This is a genomic window from Rhizobacter sp. AJA081-3, assembly GCF_017795745.1.
GTDB lineage: Bacteria > Pseudomonadota > Gammaproteobacteria > Burkholderiales > Burkholderiaceae_C > Piscinibacter.
Genome location: NZ_CP059067.1, coordinates 4,356,124 through 4,376,973, shown reverse-complemented (window position 1 = coordinate 4,376,973; position 20,850 = coordinate 4,356,124). Strand labels below are relative to the sequence as shown.

Here is a 20,850-nt window from a genome sequence, read left to right as displayed (position 1 = left end):
TCAGCGGGCGAGGGCCTTCAACGCGAGCTTGATGCCTTCGCTCACGCCGACCTCCTTGGGCAGGGCCTTCAGCGCGGCTGCGGCCTCGCGGTCGCTGTAGCCGAGTGCCACCAACGCCTGCAGGATGTCGGCCTGCGCATCGCCCTGCACCGCGGCGGGGGCGGTCAAGGCGTCGCCGAGCTTGCCCTTGAGTTCGAGCAGCAGTCGCTCGGCGGTCTTCTTGCCGATGCCCGGCACCTTCACCAGGCGGCCGGTCTCCTGCAGGCTGACCGCCTGCGCGAGTTCGGCGACGCTCAGGCCCGACAGGATCGACAGCGCGGTGCGCGGCCCCACGCCGGAGATCTTGACGAGCTGGCGGAAGGTGCTGCGCTCCTCGTGCGTAAGGAAGCCGAACAGCACCTGCGCGTCCTCGCGCACCACGAAGTGCGTCAGCAGCGTGACGCGCTCGCCGAGGGCCGGCAGGTTGTAGAAGCTGCTCATCGGCACGTCGACTTCGTAGCCGACGCCGTTGACATCGACGAGCAGTTGCGGCGGGTTCTTCTCCGCGAGGGTTCCGGTCAGGCGTCCGATCATGGGCGAGGATTATCCCGCCCGAAACGCGCTCAGCGGCTGCTGCGGCCGAACAGGCCGAGCCGCTGCGCTTCCAGTGCCGCCTCGGCACGCGAGCTCACGTTGAGCTTGCGGTAGATCTGCTTCACGTAGTCGGCGATGGTGTGGCGGGACAGGTTGAGCTGCACGCCGATCTCGGGCAGCGTGAAGCCCTTGGCCACGCGCAGCAGCACCTCGTTCTCGCGGTCGGTGAGCTGCACGTGCGGGATCGTGTCCTTGGCCTGCGGCCGGGCCTGCGCCGCGAAGTAGGCGATGACGCGGCGCGCGATCGACGGCGACAGCGGCGGCTCGCCCTGGCTCATGCGGTTGAGCTGCTCGGCGATCAGCTCGCGTGCCTGCTCCTTGAGCACGTAGCCGAAGGCGCCGGCCTGCAGCGCGGGGAACAGGTGCTCGTCGTCGTCGTGGATGGTGACCACCACCGACTGCGCTTCGGGCTGCTGCTCGCGCAGCGCTGCGACCACGTCGACGCCCGAGCCGTCGGGCAGGCCGAGGTCGACCAGGGCCAGATCGAACTTGACCGCGCTGACGAGCTCGAGCGCATCGTGGACACGCGCCGCCTCGGAAATCTGCGCCTGCGGGAACACCTGGTGGACCAGCACCTTCAGCCAGGCGCGGATCTCGGGCAGGTCTTCGAGCAGAAGAATGTTGCTCATGGTGAGTCCTCACTCGGGGCGCAAAGGCACCCGCTCGAGGATCCTATCAGCGCGCGGGCGCGGCAGGGGCCTCGGGCCCGAGGGGCAACGTGAGCCTTATCACGGTGCCATAGCCCGGCCCGGACTCGACGAGGCACTGGCCCTGCATCTGCTTGGCGCGGTGCTTCATGCTCGACATGCCGTGGCCGCGGTCGAGCTTGCCGTCGAGCTCCATCGGGATGCCCTTGCCGTTGTCCTGGATGTTCAGCCCGAACTGCAGGCCCGAGATCGCGCAGCGCACCTTCACGTGCGAGGCGCCGCTGTGCTTGATGATGTTGCTCACCGCCTCGCGCAGGATGCGCGTGGTCTGCACGAAGCCGCGCGCGGGCAGCACCTGATCGGTGTCCTCCGCCAGGCTCTTCCAGTCGATCTCGACGTTGGCCTGTCCCAGTCGCATCACCGTCTCGGCGCGCCAATCGGCCAGCGCATCGGACAGCCGCACCGGCCGGCCGGTGAGGCCGCGCACCGACAGGCGCATCTCCTCGAGCGCCTCGCGCGCCAGCGTGGAGATGCGCTCGCTCTCGCTGGTGTGCACGATGGTCAGCAACTTGGCGCCGAGGTCGTCGTGCAGGTCGGCGGCGATGCGCTTGCGCTCCTTCTCGGTGACCTGCTCGATGCGCATCTCGGCGAGCTGGGCGTGATTGCGCTCGATCTCTGCGGTGATCTCGCGCACGCGCGCATCCATGTTGAAACGCGAGGCGTCGGGGGCCACTGCGGCGCCTGCTCGCCGGACCACGAGACGCACACCGAAGGCGATCAGGATCAGCGGCAGCAGGATCTGCATGCGCGGGGCCGGCGGCAGGGCGAGCCAGCCGCGCTGCACGGCCATCTCCACGGCCAGCGCGATGGCTGCCGCACCGAGCGTGATCGCCATCGGCCAGAACTCGCTGCGCTGATCACGCCAGCTGATGTGCAGGTGCAGCAGCATGGCACCGAGCGTCTCGGCGGCCAGCACGACATACCAGGCGCCTGTCATGCCGAACAGCCGGCCCGGCCCGGCCAGCAGCAGGCTCATCGGCAGCACCACGCATTGCGCCAACAGGGCAGCCTCGATCATGCGCGAGCGCACCCCGGCATAGCTGAGCAGGAACTGGACGGCGAGCGCCAGGATCGGCGTGAACGACAGGCAGATCAGGAACTCGACGGTCGCGTTGTCCAGCGGCACCTCGCGCCACCACAGCCGTGCCGAGACGAGGGCCCAGCCGATGGCCATCAGGCCGTAGTAGCCCATCGGTGCATCGCGCCGGTTCACCCAGGCCAGCCCCGTCATCACGATGCCGAGCATGCCCAGGGCGAGACTGGCGATCTGTACGGCGGTCACGTTCCAGAACAGGGTGTCGGCGTGCAAGGCGGCCAGTTCGTCGTAGGCGCCCACACGAAGTTCCGACAGACCGCCGGCACGCTCGCGCGCGGCCACCCGCTGGAGGGCGTGGCCGCGGACATGCAGGTCGAGCACGTTGCCCTGGGACAGCACCAGCCCACCCGGCAGCGACACCAGCTGCGGGTAGTGGCAATTGCGTGCCACCGGATCGGCCATCCGGCCGCCGCTGTGGATGCGCCGGCCGTTCAGGAACACGTCGAGATTGCTGCAGGAGCGAGGAACGTACAGGGCGAGCAGGTCGGTGCGGTCCAGCGACGGCCCGGGATTGAAGTTGACGCGGTACCAGACGCCGCCATCGTGCCGGGGCTGCGAGTCCGACCAGTCGTCGGGCAGCGAGACGGTGGTCGCCGACGGGTCGCCCTCCGGAAAGCGGTCGGCATTGCTCGCCACCGACAACGCCTGCGTGATCAATTGCGTCGGCGGCGGTGCGGCCGACGCTGGCCAGACCGTGGCCAGCACGGCCGCGCACAGCAGGCGCGCGGCGAGCCGGAGCAGGGCGACAGCGTTCATCGGCGGCGATTGTGCAGGATGCTCGCCCGCCCGGCGCGGTCGGATGGCACGCTCGCACGCCGGTTGGGGCGACAATCGCCGCTTTGCCGCAGCGTCGCTTGCACGTGATCCTTCGCCACGCCTTCATCCCGCCCGACAACGCCCGTTTGTCGCACCTGTGTGGCAGTCTCGACGAGCATCTGCGCAGTATCGAGGGCGCGCTGGACGTGACGATCACGCGCCGCAACGAATCCTTCCGCATCGAGGGCGGCAAGAGACAGGCCGAGCGGGCGGTGCTGCTGCTGCAGACGCTGTACGACCGGGCTCGCCGCGCCATCCCCGCCGAGCAGGTCCAACTGGCGCTGGTCGAAGCCATGGCCGACCTGCGGCCAGCCACCGCGCTGCGTGCCGCCACCGCCGCCGACGCTACGGCGCCGGACGACGAGATCGTGCTGCACACGCGCCGCACCGACCTGGCCGGCCGCACGCCGAACCAGATCACCTACCTGCGCAACATCCTCGCGCACGACATCACCTTCGGCATCGGGCCGGCCGGCACCGGCAAGACCTTCCTGGCCGTGGCTTGCGCCGTCGATGCGCTGGAGCGCAGCCAGGTGCAGCGCATCATCCTGACGCGCCCTGCGGTCGAGGCCGGCGAGCGCCTGGGCTTCCTGCCCGGCGACCTGGCGCAGAAGGTCGACCCGTACCTGCGCCCGCTGTACGACGCGCTGTACGACCTGATGGGCTTCGATCGCGTCACCAAGGCCTTCGAGAAAGGCACGCTGGAGATCGCCCCGCTGGCCTTCATGCGCGGGCGCACGCTGAACCACGCCTTCGTCATCCTCGACGAGGCGCAGAACACGACGCCGGAGCAGATGAAGATGTTCCTCACGCGAATCGGCTTCGGCGCGAAGGCGGTGGTCACCGGCGACGTCAGCCAGATCGACCTGCCGCGCGGCAGCGCCAGCGGCCTGATCGACGCCGAGCGCGTGCTGCGGCGCGTGCGCGGCATCGCCACGACGCGCTTCACCTCGGCCGATGTGGTGCGCCACCCGCTGGTGGCGCGCATCGTCGAGGCCTACGACGCGGCCCGATCGGACGATGCGTGAGATGCCAGCCCGGCCCGACCTGACCCTGTCGCTGCAGTTCGCCGATTCGACGCACCGCGCAGAGCTGCCGCGGCACAAGGTGATTCGCTGGATCCGCGCCGCGCTGCAGGCGCCGGCCGAGATCACCGTGCGCATCGTCGATGCGGAGGAAGGCCAGGCGCTGAACCGCGACTTCCGCGGCAAGGACTACGCGACCAACGTGCTGACCTTCGACTACAGCCGGGAGCCGGTGGTGTCGGCCGACCTGGTGTTGTGCGCGCCTGTGGTGGCGCGCGAGGCCACCGAGCAGGGCAAGCCGATCCAGGCGCACTACGCCCATCTGCTGGTGCACGGCACGCTGCACGCCCAGGGCTTCGACCACGAGAAGGCGCGCGATGCCAAGGTGATGGAAGCGCGCGAGACGCAGATCCTCGCCGCGCTGGGCTTCGAGGACCCTTACGCGGCCTGACTGGCTTGCAGCGGCCGCGCCGGCCAGAGCACCGAGGCGATCGCCACCAGCATCAGCGCGATGGCGGCGAAGTCCTGCCAGTGCAGCTGCTCGTCGAGCCACCAGGCGCCCGACAGCGTGCCCAGCACCGGGATCATCATCACCGACAGCGTCGAGGCCACCGGAGCGAGGCTGCGCGCCAGGTACAGCCACACCGGCTGCGCGAAGCCGAAGATCAGCACCGCGTTGAAGACGATCGTCGCCCACACCACGGGGCTCGGCTCGTGCCAGCGGTCGTGCTCCAGCGCCGTGGCCAGCACCGTCATCACCAGCGTCGTGATCACCGTCATCCAGAACACGATGGCCAGCGTGGGCGCCGTCATGCGCGTGCGGCGCAGTTGCTGCGTGCCCAGCGCCCAGACGGCGGCCGACACGAGCATGCCCGCTGCTGCCCAGGGGCGACCCGTCATGCGGCCGAGTTCGTGCCACAGCAGCAGCGCCACGCCGACCGCCGCAGCGGCCACGCCCAGAAGCTGCCGCGGCGACAGGCGCTGGCCGAACAGCGCCACGCCCCACAGGGCCGAGAACACCGGCATCGTGTAGCCGAGGATGGCCGCGCGGCCGGACGACAGCGCCTGCACCGATAACACCGCCAGCACGTGCCAGACGATCATGTTGGTGAAGGTCAGCGAGCCCAGTTCGCGCCATTGCGAGCGCTCGATGCGCAGCGGCACCTTCATCGCGCGCACCGCGATGAACAGTACCGGCAGGCCCAGCCACATCGACATGGCGCGGAACGACAGCGGCGGGAAATGCGTGACCCCCAGCTTCATCACCGGCCAGTTCAGGCCCCAGACGAGCGTGAGGAGCACCAGCAGCACGATCTGTCTCGTGCTGAACTGCGCGCCGCTCAATGCGAGCTGCCCAGGTAGTTCTTGCGCCAGAAGTAGATGCTCAGGCCGACTCCGACGGCCAGCATGATGGCCGCAGCGATCCAGAATCCGGTGGCGGTGTGGATGAGCGGCAATGCATCGAAGTTCATGCCGAAGAAACCGGTCACCAGATTGAGCGGCAGGAAGATGGCAGTGAGCACCGTGAGAGTCCGCATGATGTTGCTGGTGCGGTGGCTCTGTGCCGAGAAGTGCATCTGCACCGCCGTCTCGGCGGACGACTCGAGTCGGCGCACGTGCGTCAGCACGCGCTCGATGTGCTCGAGCACGTCGCGCGAGCGCAGCCGCAGCATCTCACGCTCTCGGCCGGTGCCGGCGTCGGGAGCCTGCGGCCACTCCTCCAGCGCGTCGATCCATTCGATCAGCGCGCTGCGCTGGTCCTCGCAGGTGTCTTCGAGCAGGTGCAGTGCGTTGCGCGATTCCAGCAACAGCTGCCAGTTGCGAAAATTGCCGTGCGGGCGGAACAACTCCTGCTGCAGGTGGGTGAACTGCCGCGTCAGCAGGCGGCGCAGCTCGAGGTAGCTGTCCACCATGTGGTTGACCATGCGCAGCATCAGGTCGGCCGGGCTGCTCGGCAGGCGCGGGCCGGCGCGCGTCTCGGTCGGCTGGCCCTGCAGCGCCAGGCGACCGGCGAAGTAGTCGCGCACCTGGCAGTCGGTGGGATGCACGGTCAACAGCACGCGGTCGAACACCGCGAAGCCGACCGGGCTGGTGTCGATCGCCTCGATCGCCGAGCGACCGCTGGCCAGCGTGCCCTGGGTATCGTCGACGAACATGCCCGCGGTGCCCGTTCCCGCGGCCAGGCGGCGGAACACCAGCATGTCGTACACGGACGTGTAGTCGAAGTGCGAGGGCAACTGGTTGTTGAGCAGGTCCGACACGTGCAGGTCGACCAGCGTGCCGCCGGTCCAGGCCTGCAGCGCAGTCTGCAGCGCTGCCACGTTGACCTCGAATTCGCGCCGCGCCGCGCCCACCCAAAGGTAGCCGGTGGCCGGCAGCGTGGCGGGCAGCGCGTCGAGTTCGACGAACTGGTCGCCGTTGACGTGGAAGACGCGCATCGCGCCCCGGCCTCAGGCTGCCTTCAGCAGCCGGGCCGCGTCGCGGGCGAAGTAGGTCAGCACGCCATCGGCGCCGGCGCGCTTGAAGCCGAGCAGGCTCTCCATCATCACCGCGTCGTGGTCGAGCCAGCCGTTCTGAGCGGCGGCCTTGAGCATGGCGTACTCGCCGCTGACCTGGTAGGCGAAGGTCGGCACGTGGAACTCGTCCTTCACCCGGCGCACGATGTCGAGATAGGGCATGCCGGGCTTGACCATCACCATGTCGGCGCCTTCGGCGATGTCGAGCCCGACTTCGCGCAGTGCCTCGTCGGTGTTGCCCGGGTCCATCTGGTAGACCTTCTTGTTGCTCTTGCCGAGATTGGCCGACGAGCCCACGGCGTCGCGGAAGGGCCCGTAGAAGGCACTCGCGTACTTGGCGCTGTAGGCCATGATGCGGGTGTGGATCAAGCCCTTCGCCTCGAGAGCCGTGCGGATCGCGCCGATGCGGCCGTCCATCATGTCGCTCGGAGCCACGATGTCGACGCCGGCCTGCGCTTGCACCAGTGCCTGCTGGCGCAGCACCGCGACGGTCTCGTCGTTGAGGATGTAGCCGGTCGCATCGAGCAGGCCGTCCTGGCCGTGCGAGGTGAACGGGTCGAGCGCCACGTCGGTCATCACGCCGAGTTCGGGAAAGCGCTTCTTCAGCTCGCGCACCACCGTGGGAACCAGTCCCTCGGGGTTGAGTGCCTCGCGGCCGTCCTCGGTCTTGAGCGACTGCTCGATCACCGGGAACAGCGCCATCACGGGGATGCCCAACTTCACGCAGTCCTCGGCCACCGGCAGCAGCCGGTCCAGGCTCAGGCGCTGGACCCCGGGCATCGAGCCCACGTCCTGCACCACACCCTGGCCAGCCAGCACGAACACCGGCAGGATCAGGTCGCTGGGATGTAGTCGGTGCTCACGCACCAGCTCGCGCGTGAAAACATCGCGGCGCAGGCGGCGCGGGCGGCTGGCGGGGTAGGGTGGTGGCGTCTGCATGGGCGGTTCCGGAGACTGGCCTACCGCACAAATGGGCGCGTTCGCAATTTGCGCGGCTTCTGCTAAAGTTACAACTGAATGATAGCCGCAAGGTTGTCATTCCCTGCTTTTCCTCCCTGAGCAGGAGCCTGAACGTGTGACAGCGCAAAGGCTTTTCAGCCCTGGCCTCGTGCCGGGGCTTTTCTTTGTGGAGCGCCGCGGGCGCGCCGACCCGACGGCGGTTCTGGCCATAATCGGCCGATGCTCTGGGTCAAAGCCTTCCACATCGTCTTCGTCGCCAGCTGGTTCGCCGGTTTGTTCTACCTGCCGCGGATCTTCGTGAACCTCGCGGCGGTGCCGGCCGACAGCCATGCCGAGCGCGAGCGGCTGCTGCTGATGGCGCGCCGCCTGTACCGCTTCGCGGGCCTGCTGATGATTCCGGCGCTCGGCCTGGGCTTCGTGCTCTGGCTCTACTACGGCATCGGCCGCGGCCCGGGCAACGGCTGGATGCACGCCAAGCTGCTGCTGGTGGTCGGCGCGGTCGGTTATCACCATGTCTGCCGATCACTGCTGCGCCAGTTCGAGCAGTTCACGAACCGCCGCAGCGAACGCTGGTTCCGCGTCTTCAACGAAGTCACCGTGATCCTTTTCGCCGCCACCGTGGTGCTGGTGGTGGTCAAGCCCTTCTGAGCGGGCGGGCACGCCGGTGGCCCGCCATCGCAGCTCCGCCGTCCCGCTGGCCTGGCTCTACGCCGGGCTGATCCTCTACGCGAGCCTGTACCCGTTCGGCGAATGGCGCGTGCCGGGCAGTTCGCCGCTGCACTTCCTCGGCCTCGCCTGGCCCCGCTACTGGACGGGCTTCGATCTCGTCTCCAACCTGCTGGGCTATCTGCCGCTGGGTGTGCTGGTGTTCGGCGCGCGGGTGCGCGCCGGGCAGGCGCCCGGCAGCAGTGTGCTCGCGGCCGTTGCGACGGGTGCAGTGCTGTCGTTCACGATGGAACTGCTGCAGAACTACCTGCCGGATCGTGTCGCCTCCAACCTCGACCTCGCGCTGAACGTCGCTGGCGCGCCTTGCGGCGCCGCGCTCGGGCTGGTGGTGCACCTGCTGGGCGGCGTGGAGCGTTGGCAGGCGGTGCGCGAGCGCTGGTTCATCGGCGGCAGTGCCGGCGGGCTGGCCTTGTTGCTGCTTTGGCCGCTGGGCCTGCTGTTCCCGGCGCCGGTACCGCTCGGGCTCGGACAGGTCTGGGTGCGCCTGCAGGAGACCTTGCGATCGGAGCTCGAGGGCAGCGTGATGCTCGACTGGGCCGGGCCCTGGCTGCACGCGCAGCCGACGCTCGAAAGGCTTTCAGCGGGCCAGGAACTCGCCATCGTCGCACTCGGCCTGATGGCGCCGTGCATGATCGCACTGGCCATCGCGCCGCAGGGATGGCGCCGCTTCGTGCTGCTGGCCGGCGCGGTGACGTTTGGCGCTGCGGCCACGACCTTGTCCACCGCCATGAATTTTGGCCCGGACCACGCACTCGCATGGCGCACGCCCAATGCCGCGGCCGGCTTCGCTGTCGGCGCGATGCTGGCGGCGCTCGTCGCGCTGTTGCCGCGGCGGGCCGCCGCGGGCCTCGGGCTGGTGGTGCTGTCGGCGCTGGTGGCGCTGGTGTTGCAGGCGCCGGCAGATCCGTACTTCGCCGTCAGCCTGCAAGCCTGGGAACAGGGGCGCTTCATCCGCTTCCATGGCGCGGCGCAATGGGTCGGCTGGTTGTGGCCCTACGCAGCGCTGCTGTATCTGCTGGTGCGCGTGGGTGCGCGGTCCGACGACTGAGCGCGTCGCCGGGGGCTCGCCTCCTAGAATCGGGCCATGAGCTATTACGAGCGACACATCTTCTTCTGCCTGAACCAGCGCGACAGCGGCGAGAACGCCTGCGCACAGCATGGGGCACAGGCGGGCTTCGACCACTGCAAGTCGCGCGTGAAGGGCGAGGGGCTGGCCCGCCCCGGCGGCGTGCGTGTCAACAAGGCCGGCTGCCTGGACCGCTGCGCCGGCGGCCCGGTGGCAGTGGTCTACCCCGAAGCCGTCTGGTACACCTACGTGGACCAGCAAGACATCGACGAGATCGTCGACTCGCACCTGAAGAAGGGCCAGGTGGTGGAGCGCCTGCTGCTGCCGCCGAACGTCGGCCGGTGAACAGCCATACCCTCCGCCAGCTCGTGCCCGGCCCGGCCGGCGCGATCGAGTGCGCCATCGACGCGCCCGCCGGCGCGGCGCACGGCGTCGCCGTGATCTGCCACCCGCACCCGCAGCACGGCGGCACGATGGACAACAAGGTGGCGCAGACGCTGGCCCGGGCCGCGGTCACGCTCGGCTGGCGCAGCGTGCGCTTCAACTTCCGCGGCGTCGGCGCATCCGAAGGCACGTGGGACGAGGGCCGCGGCGAGGTCGACGATGCGCTGGCGGTGATCGCCGCGATGCGCCGCCCCGGCGAGGCGCTGCTGCTGGCCGGTTTCTCCTTCGGTGCTTACGTCGCGTCACAGGCCGCGGCGCTGTTGCCCGATGATGCGAAGCCGCAGCGGCTGGCGCTGGTCGGCCCGTCGACGCAGAAGCAGCAGATGCCCGTGGTGCCGTCCGACACGGTGGTGATCCACGGCGAGGCCGACGACGTGGTGCCGCTGTCGGCCACGCTCGACTGGGCGCGGCCGCAGGCGTTGCCGGTGATCGTGTTCCCCGGTGTCGGACACTTCTTCCACGGGCAGCTCGGGCTGCTCAAGCACACGCTGGTGCAGCAGTTGCGCACCCCGGCCGACTGAGCCCGAATCGTCGACCGCAGTGAACCTTTCGGGCCCGGGCCTGCTCGGACCCCTGAACCTCTCGAACGAAACCTTCCGATGAAGCGACTGACTACCTGGCTGGCCGTATGGGCCCTTGCCCTCCCCCTGACCGTGCATGCGCAGGCGCCTCAGCCGCCCGAGGTCGCCGCGAAGAGCTACCTGCTGCTCGACGTGACCAGCAACCAGGTGCTCGCCGAGCGCAATGCCGACGCGCCGGCCGATCCGGCCTCGCTGACCAAGCTCATGACCGCCTATGTGGTCTTCAGTGCCATCCGCGACAAGAAGATCTCTGAAGAACAGATCCTCCCGGTCTCGCTGCGAGCCTGGGAAGAGCGCAAGGGCGGCGGCTCGCTGATGTTCATCGAGCCGCGCAGCACGCCCAAGGTGTCGGACCTGCTGCGCGGCATGATCGTCAACTCGGGCAACGACGCGTCGGTGGCGCTGGCCGAGGGCGTGGGCGGCACGCTGCCGACCTTCATCGAGATGATGAACCGCCAGGCTCAGGCCTTCGGGCTGAAGAACACGGTGTTCAAGAACGTCACCGGCCTGACCGAGCCGGGCCACCACAGCTCGGCGCGAGACCTCGCGGTGATCGCCTCGCGCATCATCAAGGACTTCCCGGAGTTCTACCCGATCTACTCGACGCGCAAGTACCGCTTCGAGGGTGCGCCGGCGAGCAACGAGAACAACCGCAACGTGCTGCTGCAGCGCGACCCGACGGTCGACGGCATGAAGACCGGCTACACCGAGGCCGCAGGCTATTGCCTGATCGCCAGCGCGCAGCGCGACTTCCCGAATGGCAAGCGCCGGCTGATCAGCGTGGTGCTCAACACGACGTCGATGGACGCGCGCGCCAACGAGAGCCAGAAGCTGCTGAACTGGGGCTACGCGGCCTGGGATGCCGTGCGCCTGTTCGAGCCGGGCAAGGCCATCGCCACGCCGCAGGTCTGGAAGGGCAAGCTCAACGAGGCCAAGCTCGGCGTCGAGGCCGGCGTGTTCGTCACCGTGCCCAAGGGCGAGGGCAGCAAACTGGTCACGAAGATCGAGCGCACCGACCCGTTGGTCGCGCCGCTGTCCAAGGGCCAGAAGGTGGGTGTGCTGAAGGTGGCCACCCCCGCCGGGCTGGCTGTGGCCGAGGTGCCGCTGGTGGTGCTGGAGGCCGTCGACGAGGCAGGCATCTTCGGCCGCGCCTGGGACGCCATCCGGCTGTGGATCAAGTAAGCTGAAAGCCTTTCCAGGAGTGGCCATGCAGACCCTGCCCGACACGCTGTGCTACCTCAACGGCGAGTACAGCTCGCTGCGCGACGCCAAGGTGTCGGTGCTCGACCGCGGCTTCATCTTCGGCGACGGCATCTACGAGGTCGTGCCGGTCTACGGCCGGCGGCTGTTCCGCTTCGACGAGCACCTGGCGCGGCTGGGCCGCAGCCTCTCGAAGCTGCGCATCGCCGACCCGCATTCGCCGGAGCAGTGGCTGGAGCGCAGCCGCAAGCTGGTCGCCGCGCTGGCCGAGAAGGCCGGGGCCGAAGATCAGTTGATCTACATCCAGGTGACGCGCGGCGTGGCGCTGCGCGACCACGTGATGCCCACCGACATCGCGCCCACCGTGTTCATGATGGCCAGCCCGATGAAGCACGCCACGGCCGATCAGCGCCATCACGGCGTGGCCTGCGTGACGGCGCGCGACTTCCGCTGGGAGCGCGGCGACATCAAGAGCACCTCGCTGCTGGGCAACGTGCTGGCGCGGCAGATGTCGGCCGACCACGGCGCGGTGGAGACCGTCATGTTCCGCGACGGCTACCTCACCGAGGCCTCGGCGAGCAACGTCTGGGTGGTGCACGAGGGCGCGGTGCTCGGGCCGCCGAAGAGCGAGCATGTGCTCGAGGGCATCCGCTACGACCTGATCCGCGAGCTGTGCGAGGAAACCGGCATCGCCTACAACCTGCGCCCCATCCCCGAAGGCGAGGTGCTGGCAGCCGACGAACTACTGCTCAGCTCGGCGACCAAGGAGGTGCTGCCGGTCACCAAGCTCGACGGCCAGCCCGTCGGCCACGGCGCACTGCGCGGCAAGCCCGGACCGGTGTACGCGCGCCTGTACGAGGCGTATCAGCGTGCCAAGCAGTCGCAGTCGATCTGATTGATTTGCCGGCGCCCGGCCCCACCTTCGGGCGCATGAACACCGCCATGAGAGAGATCCCGCCCGAGCAGTCGCTGATCCAGTACCCGTCGCAGTTCCCGATCAAGGTGATGGGCGCGAACGTGGACGGCTTCGCGCAGGCCGTCGTGAAGATCGCGCAGCAGTTCGATCCGGACCTGGATGCCGCGACCGTCGAGACACGCCCGAGCAAGGCCGGCAACTACCTCGGCGTGACGATCACCATCACCGCGACCAGCCGCGAGCAGCTCGACGAGCTGTACCGCACGCTGTCGACGCACCCGATGGTGAAGGTGGTGCTCTGAACGCACCGATGGTCCGCGTGCTCGGCCGCGTCGACTACGCGGCGACGATGGACGCGATGCGCGGTTTCACCGAACAGCGTGACGAGAGCACGCCCGACGAGATCTGGCTGTGCGAGCACGCGCCGGTCTACACGCAGGGCCTGGCCGGCCAGGCCGGCCACGTGCTGAATCCGCGCGGCATCCCGGTGCTGCAGACCAACCGCGGCGGCCAGGTCACGTACCACGGGCCGGGGCAGGTGGTGGCCTATCCGCTCATCGACCTCAGGCGCCTGGGCATCTACGTCAAGGAGTACGTCTACCGGCTGGAGCACTGCGTGATCAAGACGCTCGAGGGCTTCGGCATCACCGGCCACCGCGTCGCTGGTGCGCCGGGCATCTACGTCGAGCTCGCCGATCCCTCCGGACATGCGGCGCGCACCGGCCCACGCAGCGATCCGTTCGAGGGCTTGGGCAAGATCGCCGCGCTGGGCATCAAGGTCACTCGGCACTGCACCTACCACGGCGTGGCGCTGAACGTGGCGATGGACCTGAGCCCCTTCGACGGCATCAACCCGTGCGGCTATGCCGGCCTGCAGACGGTGGACCTCGCTAAAATCGGGGTTTCCACCGACTGGGACACCGTGGCGGGGCGGCTTGGAGACAAGCTGGCATCGCACCTGAGCCCCTGAGACCATGGCGACCGAAAACGTCACCCACGAAGCGAAGAGCGCAGCCGACTACGACGCGACGGCCAAGCAGAAATCGCAGGCCAAGACGTCGCGCATCCCCATCAAGGTGGTGGCGGCCGAGACGCTGAAGAAGCCCGACTGGATCCGCGTCAAGGCGGGCTCGCCAAGCACGCGCTTCTACGAGATCAAGCAGATCCTGCGCGAGCACAAGCTGCACACGGTGTGCGAGGAAGCCTCCTGCCCGAACATCGGCGAGTGCTTCGGCCACGGCACGGCCACCTTCATGATCATGGGCGACAAGTGCACGCGGCGCTGCCCGTTCTGCGACGTCGGCCACGGCCGGCCCGACCCGCTCGATGCGGACGAGCCGCTGAACATGGCCAAGACGATCGCGGCGCTCAAGCTCAAGTATGTGGTCATCACCAGCGTCGACCGCGACGACCTCCGTGACGGTGGCGCAGGCCACTTCGTCGAGTGCATTCGCCAGGTTCGCGAGTTGTCGCCGGCCACGCGCATCGAGATCCTCACGCCCGACTTTCGTGGCCGCATGGACCGCGCGCTCGACATCCTGAAGGCCGCGCCTCCCGACGTGATGAACCACAACCTCGAGACCGTGCCGCGCCTGTACAAGGAAGCGCGTCCCGGCTCCGACTACGCCTTCTCGCTGAACCTGCTCAAGCGATTCAAGGAGTTCGCACCCGGCGTGTCCACCAAGAGCGGGCTGATGGTCGGCCTGGGTGAGACCGACGACGAGATCCTGCAGGTGATGCGTGACATGCGCGAGCACGGCATCGACATGCTCACCATCGGCCAGTATCTGGCACCCAGCGGCCACCACCTGCCGGTGCGCCGCTACGTGCACCCGGACACCTTCAGGATGTTCGAGGCCGAGGCGGCGAAGATGGGCTTCAGCCACGCGGCTGTCGGCGCACTCGTGCGTTCGAGCTATCACGCCGACCAGCAGGCTGCGTCCGCCGGCGTCGCCTGAGCCCGCAGCGGCGATGCCACCGAGCGCCGCGTCTGCTGCAGCCGAACCCGCGCTCGTCTGCGGCAACTGTCGCGCGCCGATGCAGCGGCTCATGCTGCCGGGCCACTATGGCCGCACGGTCGAGATCGATCTGTGCGGTGGCTGCCACCTGGTCTGGTTCGATCTCTCCGAGACGGCGCGGCTGGCCGGTCCGGCGCTGCTCGATCTGATCGGGGCGATGGCACGCACCCAGGACCTGCCTCACCTGACGCTGCGCCCGGACGCCGGCTGCGCACGTTGCGGCGCGACGCTGAAGACGGTCCACAACCAATCGCGCTGGGGCCGTTCGCTGCACCTCGAGTGCCGGGCCGGCCACGGTGCCTACCAGTCGTTCGCGCAGTTTCTGCAGGAAAAGGGCCTGCTTCGGCCCTTGTCGCTGGTCGATCGGGCACGGCTGCTGGAACGCCACGGACGCATCGACTGCGTCAACTGCGGCGCGGCCCTGGGCAAGGGCGATGAGCAGTGCCGCTACTGCGGCTCGGTGCCCAGCTTGCTGGACGTGGCGCGGCTGGCGCGAGCACTCGATCCCGAGGGCGTGCTGGAGCCGCAGGCCGTGCACCAGGATCCCGCCCGCCAGCAGGCGATGCAATGCGGCGCCTGCGGTGCCTCGCTGCCTCCCGGGCTGTCGGTCGACTGTGCCCAGTGCGGCGCGACGCTGGCCGTCAGCCGGCTTGGCGATGCCCACGAGCGCGTGGCCACGCTCGGCCCCGCGCTGCGCGCACATGCGCACAAGCCGGCGCCCGAGGTGGTCAAGCGCCGGCTCGAGGCGCTCGATGCCGACCTGCCGCGCCGACGCGAGTTCGCCGCCAAGATGCAGGCCGAGGCCGATCAGCGCCAGGGCCGTGGCGATGTCGGCGACTGGGGCGATCTGTTCTCGTCAGGCACCAATCCGCTGCGTGCGGTGCTGCTGGCACTGGCGATCTGGTTCGTCTGGTATTTCTGGGGCTGAGCCCGAGCCGGGTGGCCACGCCGCGAGCAATGGCAAGATGGCGGATCGATTCAATGGGAGTGCACGATGCGGCGTAGGCAATTCACGGCAGGGATCATCACGGCGCCGGCGCTGTTCGGCCTGGCCTCGCCGGCCCAAGCCCTCGGCCTGAGCGAGACCGATGCGGCCGCCGGTGTGCGCGCCGCGCTCGAGCGTGGCGCGGTGAGTGCCGTCGGCCTGCTGGGCAAGACCGATGGTTTCCTGGGCAATCCGAAGGTGCGCATCCCGCTGCCCGGCTTCCTGGCGGATGCGGCCAAGCTGCTCAAGGCGACCGGCCAGCAAAAGCGCGTCGACGAACTCGTCACGGCGATGAACCGTGCGGCCGAGGCGGCCATGCCCGAGGCGAAGTCCTTGCTCATCGGTGCGGTCAAGTCGATGAGCGTGGAAGACGCCCGCCAGGTCATCACCGGCGGCGACAACTCGGTGACGCAGTTCTTCGCCGGCAAGACCCGTGAGCCGCTGGGCGTGAAGTTCCTGCCCATCGTGACCAAGGCGACCGAGAAGGTGTCGCTGGCATCGAAGTACAACGCCGTGGCCGGCAAGGCCATGGGCCTGGGCCTGGTGAAGAAGGAAGACGCGAACGTCCAGCAGTACGTCACCGGCAAGGCACTCGACGGCCTGTACCTGATGATCGGCGAGGAAGAGCGAAAGATCCGCCAGAACCCGGTCGCCACCGGCAGCGCGATCCTGAAGAAGGTCTTCGGCTCGTTGAAGTAGGGCGGGCAGGGCGCGAAGGCGCCCGGTCGCCTAGAGGCCTTTCGACAGCTCGAACATCAGCGCCGACGGCAGCGAACTGTCGATCACGTCGCGGCCGACACGGGCCACGTTCGAGCCGCTGAAGCCCGACATCTCGAAGGTGTTGCCTTCCTCGATGATCTCGATGAAGACGAAGTCGGGCACCTCGGCACTGATCTCCTCGCGCAGATGAGCGAACTTCTCGCCCCGCTGGATCGACTCGATGACGATCGCGTGCGGCAGGCCTTCGCGGCAGAACTCGCTGGCCTCGTCCACCGAGTTCACGAAGTCGATGATCAGTCCCATGTTGCGCAGCGCATCGCGAATCTGCACGCGCACTTCGCGGCGCGAGGCAACCACCAGTACGTGGCTGCCGGCCAGCGGCTTTGAATTGGACGAGGGCGCAAAACCTTCATCGATCTCCATCGTGCTGACACCGGAGATCTCGTCGTTGGCGGTCCGCGGGAACTCGATCGTCAGCGTGGTCTGGGTGGCGTCGTCCTGGCGGTGGATCGGCAGACCCATGGTCCAGGCCGTCTGCTCGAGAAGTCGCCAGCTCAGCGACTCCAGCGTCGACGGGTCTGGTGCCGCGTCCGCCGTGGGGGCCAGGTCCGCCGGACGATGGGCAAAGCGGCACACGAGTTGCGCGTGCGCTGGCCAGGCCTTCATCTCGATGCGGAATTCGATGTTCGAGCGTGCATGGCCCAGCGCCCAGTCGAGCACGGCGTTGAGCAGGCTGAACAGCAGCGACGCATCGACGATGACCTCCGCCGGCTTGAGCGTCGGCTTGAGCACGATACCGCGCGCCTGTGTCTCGCGATGCCGGTGCGAGAGCACGCCCTTGAGCGTATCGGCGAGCTGCAGCCGTTCGTGCGACTGGCGCAAGCGCCCCGAGGCGAAGCGTGAGATCTGCTGGCCGATCATGCCGGCCTGGCGTGCCATCTCGACCTCGTCGCGCAGGGCGCGCAGCCCGGCACGATCGATCTTGCCGCTGGTGATCAGTGCATGGATGCGCTCCAGCGCGGCCGACAGAGGGGCGGCCGTGGCCGCACCGATCTCCAGCACCAGCTGTTGCCAGCGCTGCGTGGATTCGGAATCGTCGGCCGGAGGCGCCGGATGCGAACGGCCCTGCCCGCCGTTCTTTCGTTCGAGGTCTGACATGTCCATGCCGTGTTGTCCTTGCTCATCGGCGCGGCGAGGTGCGGCTACTGTGCCCTCTGCTGGAGCCTGCGTGCCGGAGAAGCGATCACTCACGCGCCGTGATGTGGATCACAGTGTCGCGCCGGGGATGGCAGGGCGCCAGATGTGCCCGGCGTTTTCCATCTGTCCCAGGGGGTGCAGATGTCACAAACTGTGACTCTCGGGTGGAGCCGGGCTCGTTCAGACCACGTCCGAGGATCGCAAGGCAGCGACTTCGCCTGCGTTGAGCCCCAACTCCCGCAGCACTTCGTCGGTGTGTTCGCCCAGCAGCGGCGGCGGGCGCCGGTACTGCACAGGGGTCTTCGAGAACTTCATCGGGCTGGCCACGAGCCGAAGGTCGTCGGCCAGAGGGTGGGGAGAGGACACCGTCATGCCGCGGGCCTGCACCTGGGGATCGGCGAACACTTCGGCCAGGTCGTTGATCGGGCCGCACGGCACCTTCGCTGCCTCGAGCGACTCGAGCCAGTCCGACTTGCGCCGCCGGCGCATGATCTCTGCGAGCATCGGGACCAGCACGGCGCGGTTTCGCACCCGGTCGGCGTTTCGGCAGAAGCGCGGGTCGCCTGCAAGTTCGGGCCGGCCGGCCACCTCGCAGAACCTGGCGAACTGCCCGTCGTTGCCCACTGCCAGGATCATGTGGCCATCGGACACTTCGAACACCTGGTAGGGCACGATGTTCTGGTGGGCGTTGCCGGCACGTTGCGGCGCCACGCCGGTGGCCAGGTAGTTGGCGCCAAGATTGGCCAGCATGGCCACCTGCGTGTCGAGCAGCGCCATGTCGATCGCCTGGCCCAGGCCGGTGGCATCTCGATGGCGCAGCGCGGCCAGGATCGCCGTGGTGGCGTACATGCCCGTGAAGAGATCGGCCACTGCCACGCCCACCTTCTGCGGCCCGCCGCCCGGCGCATCGTCGGCGATCTCCTGGCGCGACGGCCCGGTCACGCTCATCAGCCCACCCATGCCCTGAACGGCGTAGTCGTAGCCGGCGCGGTCGCGGTAGGGGCCTGTCTGGCCGAAGCCGGTGATCGAGCAGTAGACCAGGCGCGGGTTGAGCGCGAGCAGGCTGGCACTGTCCAGGCCATAGCGTGCCATGTCGCCGACCTTGAAGTTCTCGACGAAGACATCGCTGCGCTCGACTAGCCGACGGATCAGTGCCTGGCCGGCAGGCTGGGCGATGTCGACGGTCACCGAGCGCTTGTTGCGGTTGGCGCCGAGGTAGTAGGCGGATTCGGCGGTGTCGTGGCCGTGCCGGTCGCGCAGGAAGGGCGGGCCCCAGCCGCGTGTGTCGTCGCCGCCGGCGCCGTCGCGCATCGGCCGCTCGATCTTGACGACGTCGGCGCCCAGATCGGCGAGTGTCTGCGTGCACCAGGGGCCGGCGAGTACGCGGGACAAGTCCAGCACACGCACGCCGGCCAAGGGCGCGCTGGGCAAAGAGGCGTCGTTCATGCGCGAATTGTGGCTGCAGGCAGCCCGGGATAATGCCTTCCGATGGACAGATTCCGCCTTCCGCTGGCCACCGCGCTGGCCGCCACCCTGTGGGCCTGCGCGCCATCGCTCGACTGGCGCGAGTTCCAGGCCGAGGGCAGCGGTATCGTCGCCACCTTCCCGTGCAAGCCTGATCGCCATTCGCGCAGCGTCGCCCTGGCGGGACAGACGGTTCGGATGGAGATGCTCGTGTGCAGCGCGGGCGACGTGAACTTCGCGCTGAGCTTCGCCGACCTGGCGGACCCAGGGCAGGTCAGCGCGACGCTGGCGGAGCTGCGAGCCCTGGCCACGTCGAACCTTGGCGCGGCGCGCCCCGACCGAGTCGAGTTGGCCGTGCCCGGCATGACTCCGAACCCGAACGCGGCGCGCCTGCGGCTGGAAGCGACTCAAGCGAACGGCACAAACCTGCAGGAGCAGGCGGCCTTCTTCGCCAAGGGCCTGCGTGTCTACCAGGCCACCGTGCTGGGCAAGAAGGTGCCCGCCGAGGCGGCCGACACCTTCTTCGCTGGATTGCGCCTGCCTTCATGATGCCGCTGCGTTCGGCGGTACCTGTCTTCCTCAGTTTCGCCCTCGCCTACTTCTTCTCGACTCTGGTGAGGGCCGTCACGGCGACGCTGGCGCCGGCATTGAGCACCGAACTGGGCTTGAGTTCGGGCGATCTGGGCCTGCTGGCGGGGGCCTATTTCCTGGGTTTCGCCGCGATGCAATTGCCGCTGGGCAGCGCGCTGGACCGCCATGGCCCGCGCCGCGTGCTGCTCGCGCTGCTCGGTGTGGCGGTGCTGGGTTGCGCTGCCTTCGCGATGGCTCAGCACTTCGTGGCCCTGACTCTGGCCCGGGCGCTGATCGGCGTCGGTGTGAGCGCCTGCCTGATGGCGCCCTTGACGGCCTTTCGGCGCAGCTTCGGGCCGCAGGAACAATTGCGGGCGAATTCGTGGATGCTGATGAGCGGGTCTCTCGGCATGGTGGCGTCGACCTTGCCCGTGCAATGGATGCTGCCCGTCCTGGGCTGGCGCGGGCTCTTCTGGCTGATCGGCTTCCTGCTGGCTCTGTCGATGGCCGCGATCTTCGTCTGTGTCCCCGCGGACGACAGCCGCCGCTTCCCGGCTTCGCGAACCACGGGCTACGCCGCCATCTGGCGGCAGCGAACCTTTCTGCGCTTCGCGCCGCTGGCCTTCTTCCACTACGGCGGGATGATCGCCGTGCAGTCGCTGTGGGCCGGGCCCTGGTTGGTGCAAGTCTGCGGATGGACGCCTGCGCAGGCGGCTGCGGGGCTGTTCGCCATCAACCTTTCGATGCTCCTGGCCTTCCTCGCCTGGGGGCTGTTCGTTCCCAGGCTCTACCGGGCGGGCTGGAGTGCCCAGCGCCTGGTGACCTGGGGCGTTCCCGTGAGCCTCATATTCCTGTTGCTCACCATCGGCCTGGGCGAACGTGCGACGGCCTGGGCCTGGACGCTGTTCTGCGTGAGCAGTTCGGTGCTGTCGCTGTCTCAACCGGCCGTGGGGCAGGCGTCACCGGCGGAGCAGGCCGGTCGGGCGCTGTCGGCTTACAACTTGGTGATCTTCGGGGGAATCTTCACGCTGCAGTGGGGGCTCGGGATCGCCATCGACACCTTCATGCGCCTGGGAGGATCGACCCTGTCGGCCTTTCGGGTGGCAATGGCGTTGTTCGCAGCATGTTCAATCTGCGCCTACCTGTGGTTTTTGCGGTACGACGACGCATCGGTGGGCGCCTTGCCCGTCGAACAGGCTTGAGTTGCCGA

Annotated in this window: 23 protein-coding genes; 15 read left to right on the top strand and 8 right to left on the bottom strand. The window is 68.6% G+C overall.

The window, feature by feature from the left end; genetic code table 11:
• The 3 genes from ruvA to HZ992_RS20730 are packed head-to-tail and all read right to left on the bottom strand — an operon-like array spanning position 1 to position 3,192.
• A complete protein-coding gene (gene ruvA, locus HZ992_RS20740; RefSeq protein ID WP_209383696.1) occupies positions 1-573 on the bottom strand; it encodes a Holliday junction branch migration protein RuvA in 573 nt (190 codons plus the stop codon).
• A gap of 29 nt (positions 574-602) precedes the next feature.
• A complete protein-coding gene (locus HZ992_RS20735) occupies positions 603-1,262 on the bottom strand; it encodes a response regulator (RefSeq protein ID WP_209383695.1) in 660 nt (219 codons plus the stop codon).
• A gap of 46 nt (positions 1,263-1,308) precedes the next feature.
• Entirely contained in the window at positions 1,309-3,192 is a 1,884-nt protein-coding gene (locus tag HZ992_RS20730) for a sensor histidine kinase (RefSeq protein ID WP_209383694.1), read from the bottom strand.
• 104 nt (positions 3,193-3,296) lie between these two features.
• On the opposite strand from HZ992_RS20730, the gene HZ992_RS20725 reads away from it, so the two are divergent.
• The gene (locus tag HZ992_RS20725) at positions 3,297-4,280 is read left to right on the top strand and encodes a PhoH family protein (protein WP_209387254.1); all 984 of its coding nucleotides are present in this window, start codon (positions 3,297-3,299) and stop codon (positions 4,278-4,280) included.
• Position 4,281: 1 nt separating this feature from the next.
• Positions 4,282-4,728 (top strand): rRNA maturation RNase YbeY, encoded by a 447-nt coding sequence (gene ybeY, locus HZ992_RS20720; protein ID WP_209387253.1) that lies wholly within the window; start codon positions 4,282-4,284, stop codon positions 4,726-4,728.
• Here ybeY and HZ992_RS20715 read toward each other — a convergent pair.
• From HZ992_RS20715 to hemB, 3 genes are read right to left on the bottom strand one after another with little or no spacing between them, the layout of a single operon-like run.
• On the bottom strand, positions 4,716-5,588 hold the full coding sequence (locus HZ992_RS20715) for a DMT family transporter (RefSeq protein WP_245213143.1): 873 nt from the start codon (positions 5,586-5,588) through the stop codon (positions 4,716-4,718). The genes ybeY and HZ992_RS20715 overlap by 13 nt on opposite strands.
• A 29-nt stretch (positions 5,589-5,617) precedes the next feature.
• Complete coding sequence (locus HZ992_RS20710; RefSeq protein WP_209383693.1) at positions 5,618-6,715, bottom strand: magnesium transporter CorA family protein; 1,098 nt, start codon at positions 6,713-6,715, stop codon at positions 5,618-5,620.
• A 12-nt stretch (positions 6,716-6,727) separates the two neighbouring features.
• A complete protein-coding gene (gene hemB / locus HZ992_RS20705) occupies positions 6,728-7,732 on the bottom strand; it encodes a porphobilinogen synthase (protein WP_209383692.1) in 1,005 nt (334 codons plus the stop codon).
• A gap of 240 nt (positions 7,733-7,972) precedes the next feature.
• Here hemB and HZ992_RS20700 point away from each other — a divergent pair, with 240 nt between their 5' ends.
• From HZ992_RS20700 to HZ992_RS20650, 11 genes are all read left to right on the top strand, one after another.
• Positions 7,973-8,401: a CopD family protein gene (locus HZ992_RS20700; RefSeq protein WP_209383691.1), complete on the top strand. Its 429-nt coding sequence runs from the start codon at positions 7,973-7,975 to the stop codon at positions 8,399-8,401.
• 16 nt (positions 8,402-8,417) lie between these two features.
• Positions 8,418-9,527, top strand: coding sequence for a VanZ family protein (locus HZ992_RS20695; RefSeq protein WP_209383690.1), 1,110 nt, complete (start codon positions 8,418-8,420; stop codon positions 9,525-9,527).
• Between the two features lie 36 nt (positions 9,528-9,563).
• Positions 9,564-9,890 carry a (2Fe-2S) ferredoxin domain-containing protein gene (locus HZ992_RS20690; RefSeq protein ID WP_209383689.1) on the top strand — a complete coding sequence of 109 codons (327 nt, stop codon included), beginning with the start codon at positions 9,564-9,566 and terminating at the stop codon, positions 9,888-9,890.
• Positions 9,887-10,510, top strand: coding sequence for an alpha/beta hydrolase (locus HZ992_RS20685; protein ID WP_209383688.1), 624 nt, complete (start codon positions 9,887-9,889; stop codon positions 10,508-10,510). The genes HZ992_RS20690 and HZ992_RS20685 overlap by 4 nt, the downstream gene beginning before the upstream one ends.
• Before the next feature lie 78 nt (positions 10,511-10,588).
• Positions 10,589-11,752, top strand: coding sequence for a D-alanyl-D-alanine carboxypeptidase family protein (locus HZ992_RS20680; RefSeq protein ID WP_209383687.1), 1,164 nt, complete (start codon positions 10,589-10,591; stop codon positions 11,750-11,752).
• A gap of 25 nt (positions 11,753-11,777) precedes the next feature.
• Entirely contained in the window at positions 11,778-12,665 is an 888-nt protein-coding gene (locus HZ992_RS20675; protein WP_209383686.1) for a D-amino acid aminotransferase, read from the top strand.
• Between the two features lie 47 nt (positions 12,666-12,712).
• On the top strand, positions 12,713-12,988 hold the full coding sequence (locus HZ992_RS20670; RefSeq protein ID WP_209383685.1) for a YbeD family protein: 276 nt from the start codon (positions 12,713-12,715) through the stop codon (positions 12,986-12,988).
• A gap of 8 nt (positions 12,989-12,996) precedes the next feature.
• Complete coding sequence (gene lipB / locus HZ992_RS20665; protein WP_209383684.1) at positions 12,997-13,656, top strand: lipoyl(octanoyl) transferase LipB; 660 nt, start codon at positions 12,997-12,999, stop codon at positions 13,654-13,656.
• A 4-nt stretch (positions 13,657-13,660) separates the two neighbouring features.
• Complete coding sequence (gene lipA, locus HZ992_RS20660) at positions 13,661-14,644, top strand: lipoyl synthase (protein ID WP_209383683.1); 984 nt, start codon at positions 13,661-13,663, stop codon at positions 14,642-14,644.
• A 91-nt stretch (positions 14,645-14,735) separates the two neighbouring features.
• Complete coding sequence (locus tag HZ992_RS20655; RefSeq protein WP_209383682.1) at positions 14,736-15,632, top strand: hypothetical protein; 897 nt, start codon at positions 14,736-14,738, stop codon at positions 15,630-15,632.
• A gap of 66 nt (positions 15,633-15,698) precedes the next feature.
• Positions 15,699-16,388: a DUF4197 domain-containing protein gene (locus HZ992_RS20650; protein WP_209383681.1), complete on the top strand. Its 690-nt coding sequence runs from the start codon at positions 15,699-15,701 to the stop codon at positions 16,386-16,388.
• A 30-nt stretch (positions 16,389-16,418) separates the two neighbouring features.
• Here the strand turns inward: HZ992_RS20650 and HZ992_RS20645 are convergent, their stop codons facing one another.
• Complete coding sequence (locus HZ992_RS20645) at positions 16,419-17,573, bottom strand: hypothetical protein (RefSeq protein WP_209383680.1); 1,155 nt, start codon at positions 17,571-17,573, stop codon at positions 16,419-16,421.
• A gap of 213 nt (positions 17,574-17,786) precedes the next feature.
• Positions 17,787-19,052: a CaiB/BaiF CoA transferase family protein gene (locus tag HZ992_RS20640; protein ID WP_209383679.1), complete on the bottom strand. Its 1,266-nt coding sequence runs from the start codon at positions 19,050-19,052 to the stop codon at positions 17,787-17,789.
• 42 nt (positions 19,053-19,094) lie between these two features.
• On the opposite strand from HZ992_RS20640, the gene HZ992_RS20635 reads away from it, so the two are divergent.
• Both HZ992_RS20635 and HZ992_RS20630 read left to right on the top strand, forming a co-directional pair.
• Positions 19,095-19,619 carry a hypothetical protein gene (locus HZ992_RS20635; protein ID WP_209383678.1) on the top strand — a complete coding sequence of 175 codons (525 nt, stop codon included), beginning with the start codon at positions 19,095-19,097 and terminating at the stop codon, positions 19,617-19,619.
• Positions 19,616-20,842, top strand: a complete 1,227-nt coding sequence (locus tag HZ992_RS20630) for an MFS transporter (RefSeq protein WP_209383677.1) — start codon at positions 19,616-19,618, stop codon at positions 20,840-20,842. The genes HZ992_RS20635 and HZ992_RS20630 overlap by 4 nt, the downstream gene beginning before the upstream one ends.
• Positions 20,843-20,850: the final 8 nt, after the last annotated feature.

What these genes read in the sequence shown, in the direction of transcription:
- HZ992_RS20675 (WP_209383686.1), top strand. Translation starts at nt 11,778, where the DNA reads ATGCAGACCCTGCCCGACACGCTGTGCTACCTCAACGGCGAGTACAGC.
- ruvA (WP_209383696.1), bottom strand. Translation starts at nt 573, where the DNA reads ATGATCGGACGCCTGACCGGAACCCTCGCGGAGAAGAACCCGCCGCAA.
- HZ992_RS20630 (WP_209383677.1), top strand. Translation starts at nt 19,616, where the DNA reads ATGATGCCGCTGCGTTCGGCGGTACCTGTCTTCCTCAGTTTCGCCCTC.
- HZ992_RS20655 (WP_209383682.1), top strand. Translation starts at nt 14,736, where the DNA reads ATGCTGCCGGGCCACTATGGCCGCACGGTCGAGATCGATCTGTGCGGT.
- HZ992_RS20645 (WP_209383680.1), bottom strand. Translation starts at nt 17,573, where the DNA reads ATGGACATGTCAGACCTCGAACGAAAGAACGGCGGGCAGGGCCGTTCG.
- HZ992_RS20710 (WP_209383693.1), bottom strand. Translation starts at nt 6,715, where the DNA reads ATGCGCGTCTTCCACGTCAACGGCGACCAGTTCGTCGAACTCGACGCG.
- HZ992_RS20640 (WP_209383679.1), bottom strand. Translation starts at nt 19,052, where the DNA reads ATGAACGACGCCTCTTTGCCCAGCGCGCCCTTGGCCGGCGTGCGTGTG.
- HZ992_RS20690 (WP_209383689.1), top strand. Translation starts at nt 9,564, where the DNA reads ATGAGCTATTACGAGCGACACATCTTCTTCTGCCTGAACCAGCGCGAC.
- HZ992_RS20635 (WP_209383678.1), top strand. Translation starts at nt 19,095, where the DNA reads ATGGACAGATTCCGCCTTCCGCTGGCCACCGCGCTGGCCGCCACCCTG.
- lipB (WP_209383684.1), top strand. Translation starts at nt 12,997, where the DNA reads ATGGTCCGCGTGCTCGGCCGCGTCGACTACGCGGCGACGATGGACGCG.
- HZ992_RS20730 (WP_209383694.1), bottom strand. Translation starts at nt 3,192, where the DNA reads ATGAACGCTGTCGCCCTGCTCCGGCTCGCCGCGCGCCTGCTGTGCGCG.
- lipA (WP_209383683.1), top strand. Translation starts at nt 13,661, where the DNA reads ATGGCGACCGAAAACGTCACCCACGAAGCGAAGAGCGCAGCCGACTAC.
- HZ992_RS20700 (WP_209383691.1), top strand. Translation starts at nt 7,973, where the DNA reads ATGCTCTGGGTCAAAGCCTTCCACATCGTCTTCGTCGCCAGCTGGTTC.
- HZ992_RS20680 (WP_209383687.1), top strand. Translation starts at nt 10,589, where the DNA reads ATGAAGCGACTGACTACCTGGCTGGCCGTATGGGCCCTTGCCCTCCCC.
- HZ992_RS20650 (WP_209383681.1), top strand. Translation starts at nt 15,699, where the DNA reads ATGCGGCGTAGGCAATTCACGGCAGGGATCATCACGGCGCCGGCGCTG.
- HZ992_RS20670 (WP_209383685.1), top strand. Translation starts at nt 12,713, where the DNA reads ATGAGAGAGATCCCGCCCGAGCAGTCGCTGATCCAGTACCCGTCGCAG.
- HZ992_RS20735 (WP_209383695.1), bottom strand. Translation starts at nt 1,262, where the DNA reads ATGAGCAACATTCTTCTGCTCGAAGACCTGCCCGAGATCCGCGCCTGG.
- ybeY (WP_209387253.1), top strand. Translation starts at nt 4,282, where the DNA reads ATGCCAGCCCGGCCCGACCTGACCCTGTCGCTGCAGTTCGCCGATTCG.
- hemB (WP_209383692.1), bottom strand. Translation starts at nt 7,732, where the DNA reads ATGCAGACGCCACCACCCTACCCCGCCAGCCGCCCGCGCCGCCTGCGC.